Genomic DNA, 4,058 nt, shown 5'->3' on the forward strand with positions numbered 1-4,058 from the left:
TCCCGCCTGGCCGTTCAGGCGCTCGAGAATGCTGTCGCGATGCGCGGCGACGTCGCCGGCTGCATCGTGCACAGCGACAGGGGCAGTCAATTTCGGAGCAGGAAGTTCCTGCGCGCTCTTGCCCTTCACCGCATGGTCGGGAGCATGGGCAGAGTCGGATCGAGCGGGGACAACGCCGCCATGGAAAGCTTCTTCGCGCTGCTCCAGAAGAACGTCCTCGACCGCCGCTCCTGGACCACTCGCGAGCAGCTGCGCATCGCGATCGTCACCTGGATCGAGCGGACCTATCACCGGCGACGCCGTCAGGCACGCCTGGGTCGTTTGACGCCCATCGAGTTCGAGACCATCATGAACACGACCGTCGCACTGGCGGCGTGACTAGAACCTGTCACCTAACCGTGCAGCAGTCCCGTTCGCCTGCGGGCTGTGACAACAACTGCATGGTGTCAGGGTCTGGCGCGCCATCGACGGACACGACGAGACACCGGTCTACGAACTTGGCGAGAACGCTCAGAGTCGCTAGCTGTTCAAGGCCGTCTTGCTTGGTGAAGTCCACTGCGACATGCGTCGCCGGGTTTCGGATCACCATGTTGACACCGGGGGCGAAGCTCAGTAGACCGGCCTGCATCGTCTTGACGTCCTGGTCGTCCGAGTCACCGGGCCAGCGTAGACGGGGCTTACCCTCTTGGGGGTCGGCTTGAGCGAACGCCTGCTGCCACAGAGAAGTGTCGCTCGCGTTGTTCCGACCCGTGAGCTGCTTCATCTGGCCGCTGACGGCTTCCGCAGCGGCCGCAACTGCTTGACGGAGGTGGCCGTCGTTCCAGAGACGCTGGGCCGAGGCCCACACCAGAGGGTGCAGGACCGACGGCTCGATCGTTGGCGACGAGAGCGCCTTTGCCTTCGCCTTGAGACCCTCCCGCCGGCCTGCGGCCTGGAGGCAGCAACCTCGGACAACAGGGGCGTCGAGCAGGGGCTTCGGCTCGAGCATCCGCTGCCAGTTCACAAAGGGGTCCAGCACCCCTGCCCCCTGGACTGCGAGTCGGATGTCCGTGACGCTGCTGAGATCCATGAGCGCGCCGACAAGGCGGTTCAGCTTATCAGTGATAACTCTGACACGCGCCTTGTCAGCACCATCCTTCAGCAGGACAGCAGGGGCCACCCCCATCGCCATAGCCCCGAACCCGGAGTTCTCGACATGGTGCGTCATGAACTCCTCGAACGTCCTCAAAAAGTCATCGAGGTGCTCCGCAAGGAAGTCCAAGTACTCGCTGTTCGTCCGGACGTCCATCTCTCCCCCCCATTCAGCTGCGGTGTTCGCACACAAATTCGTTAATCACCGCGGGTCGGTTACCTGTCACAAGCCTGTCGAACGTGCGTCAACTCTCACGAACTTGTAACCCTGCGTGCCGCCCTGAAGCACGCCTTGGTTGTGAAGGTCGAGTAAACGAACCGGAACGCGCCGCCGGTAGATCCGATTCCGCTCATCCTGGACCGGCAGGCAGCGAGAATTCCGGTTTTCCACATAAACCAAGGCCCCGCTACTAACAGCCAGCCGCTGATGCTGCACAAGACCTGCGCCCGGCTACGAAGACATCATTTTGCTCGGTGCGGAACGCGTCTTGGTCATCTAGGATTGCCGGTCTAGTCGAAAGCTTCCAACCATCTTGGTCGTTTCTTCCAACTAGACCGGCACCTCACACCAATTCCCACGGTGGATGACGTCCCACGGCTAGTCACGACTAAGTCGCGAGTGCATTTTCTAAAGTCGCGCAAACTCTGCAAAAGTCGCAACAAGACGTTCAAGTCACACGGCGTCGCGCCAACTGTCCTGTCACTTATGCCAAGCCGGTTGTCATCGGCCAACTAACTTGTCACTTATGCCAACTAATTTGGCAACTCACATGTGAGATGTCAGCGTGGTTGGCAGATTGACAGGCTTTTGTCCCTTGGAAATTGGCGGTTGTGTCGGATACGCCGATGCTCGAATCTGACAATCAACTTGGCATCTTTCTTTCCGCCGGCGGATGGGAGGCCGCTCGCCTATCACGGGGACAGCCCGTGCATCCACCAGCGCGCAGACGGTTGCGGAACATCATTTCCTGTTCGTGTCCGTACGCGCATTTCCACGAGCGCAGCCGACTGCCGGGCAAGACTTCAGCGGCCGTCAGCCCTCCGTTGCGTGCCGGGTCCCAATCGAGGGCTAGGGCAGGATACTGCGTGGCCAAGTCGTTGTACCCCGTCAGCAGCTTGCGGTTGGAGCAGTAGGGACAGCCCGCCTTCTTCGCCCCTGTGCGATTACCTATAGGTGTGTCATAGGCATGCTTGGCCGGGCAAATCCAGTGAACCGTGAGCGCGCTGCCCGCTGAGACATCCACGGGGCCCAGATCGCCGTTTAGTTCGAAGTGCCACTCGGCGGCCAGTGCCGGGTGTGTGGTGCCGAGGTCGTTGACGCCAAGTGCCACGCGGCGTCCCGAGCATATGGGGCACCCTTGGCCGCCCTTTCGTTTGGCGACGGTTTTCCAGTAGTCGTGCCCGGCCGGGCAGAGCCAGGCAATCTTCGCGTCCCGGCCACCGATGACGTGTTCCGGGCGCAGGTCGCCGTTGAGTTCGGGGTGCCACTCGGCGGCCAGTCCAGGGTGCGTGGTGGCGAGGTCATTGATTCCTGCACTGACCGCGAGATTCGCACAGACGGGGCAGCCGGAGCCGTTAAGCGCCCGGTTTGCCACCGTAGCGGTGAATGAGTGGCCGTGGACGCATTGCCATGCCTGTTTCTTGTTGCTGCCTGCCACAGTCGAAGAGGGTGGTTGGGTCCCCGGGTAGGAGTCCGGTGACTGTGTGAGTTTCGCATCCGATAATGGGTGCAGGAGGAAATTCACAGATTATGGCACGTAGGCATACCCCGGATCAGGTCGTCGCGAAGGTCCGGCAGGGGCAGAAGATGCTCAATGACGGCAAGCCGATGATCGAGGTCATCAAGGAGCTGCAGGTCACCGAGGCAACCTGGTATCGGTGGCTGCAGCAGTACGGTTCCGAGCAGAACGCAGCCCAAACCAAAGCGGTCAAGGACTTGGAGAAGGAAAACGCCCGGCTGAAGCGGTTGCTGGCCGAGAAGGAACTGGCCATCGACATCCTGAACGAGGTGGCTAAGGGAAAATTCTGAGCCCCGAACCTCGCCGCCGGGCAGTGCGCATGGCGGTGGAGAAATTCGGGGCGTCCGAGAGATTCGCGTGCAAGGTGCTGGGGCAGAACCGTTCCGCGCTGCGCAAGTCACGCCCAGCGGTCAGCTTTGAGGAAGCCCGGCTACGCGCGGCGTTGCGGGCCATCGCCGGGGAGCATCCGGCGTGGGGGTGGCGGAAGGCCCGCTGGCGCCTGCTGGCCCAGCCGGAGTGGGCTGGCGTGGTGCTCAACGCTAAGCGGGTGCGCCGGCTCTGGCGGGCCGAGGGACTGACGTGCAAGCCGAAGGCGCGTAAGCGTCGCCGCACCGGGCCCGGCGCCGGGGAGCAGAAGCGGCTGAAGGCCGAATACCCGATGCACGTGATCAGCTTCGACTTCCAATCCGATGTGACCTCCTGTGGGCGGCATGTCCGGTTCTTCAACGTCATTGACGAGTACACCCGCACCGCCCTGGCGATCGTTCCGCGCAGGTCCTTCACCGCCACCGATGTGGTCGCCGTCCTGGAGGACATCATCGCCGAAACCGGTGTCACGCCAACCTATGTGCGCTCCGATAACGGGCCGGAATTCACCGCCGCAGCGCTGGTCAACTGGTGCGCCACTGCCGGGGTAGATACGGCGTTCATCGACCCGGGATCCCCGTGGCAGAACGGGTTCGCCGAATCATTCAACGCCCAATTCAGAAGGGAACAACTCACTGGGGAAATCATCGACACCATGGCCGAAGCGAAGTACTTGGCCGACGAGTGGAAGGACATCTACAATCATGAACGGCCCCACGGATCCCTCGACGGCATGACGCCGAAACAATACTGGGACACCTGGACGCAGAAAAATCAACTAGCTATCGCATAGCCACTGGACTGCTAACCGGGACCCAATCA

General features: G+C 61.9%; 4 protein-coding genes. 2 read left to right on the forward strand and 2 right to left on the reverse strand.

Going from position 1 to position 4,058, the window contains the following annotated elements; genetic code table 11:
• Positions 1-378: transposase (locus tag ACQ3I4_RS16560; protein ID WP_430633934.1), on the forward strand; the 378-nt coding region annotated here is incomplete at its 5' end.
• A gap of 10 nt (positions 379-388) precedes the next feature.
• Here the strand turns inward: ACQ3I4_RS16560 and ACQ3I4_RS16565 are convergent.
• Entirely contained in the window at positions 389-1,288 is a 900-nt protein-coding gene (locus ACQ3I4_RS16565) for a TIGR02391 family protein (RefSeq protein WP_430633935.1), read from the reverse strand.
• A 706-nt stretch (positions 1,289-1,994) separates the two neighbouring features.
• Positions 1,995-2,876: a zinc-ribbon domain-containing protein gene (locus ACQ3I4_RS16570; RefSeq protein WP_430633936.1), complete on the reverse strand. Its 882-nt coding sequence runs from the start codon at positions 2,874-2,876 to the stop codon at positions 1,995-1,997.
• Positions 2,877-2,881: 5 nt separating this feature from the next.
• On the opposite strand from ACQ3I4_RS16570, the gene ACQ3I4_RS16575 reads away from it, so the two are divergent.
• Positions 2,882-4,029 (forward strand): IS3 family transposase gene (locus tag ACQ3I4_RS16575; protein ID WP_329863527.1). Its coding sequence is split into 2 segments (ribosomal slippage): positions 2,882-3,155 and positions 3,155-4,029, totalling 1,149 coding nucleotides; the frame shifts between segments, so codons are not numbered across the junction.
• The last annotated feature ends 29 nt before the right edge of the window (positions 4,030-4,058 follow it).

Source organism: Zafaria sp. Z1313 (assembly GCF_050563205.1).
Lineage (GTDB): Bacteria > Actinomycetota > Actinomycetes > Actinomycetales > Micrococcaceae > JAZDCJ01.

Bases quoted from the DNA above. Each gene is read 5' to 3' on its own strand.
- ACQ3I4_RS16565 (WP_430633935.1), bottom strand. From the start codon at position 1,288: ATGGACGTCCGGACGAACAGCGAGTACTTGGACTTCCTTGCGGAGCAC.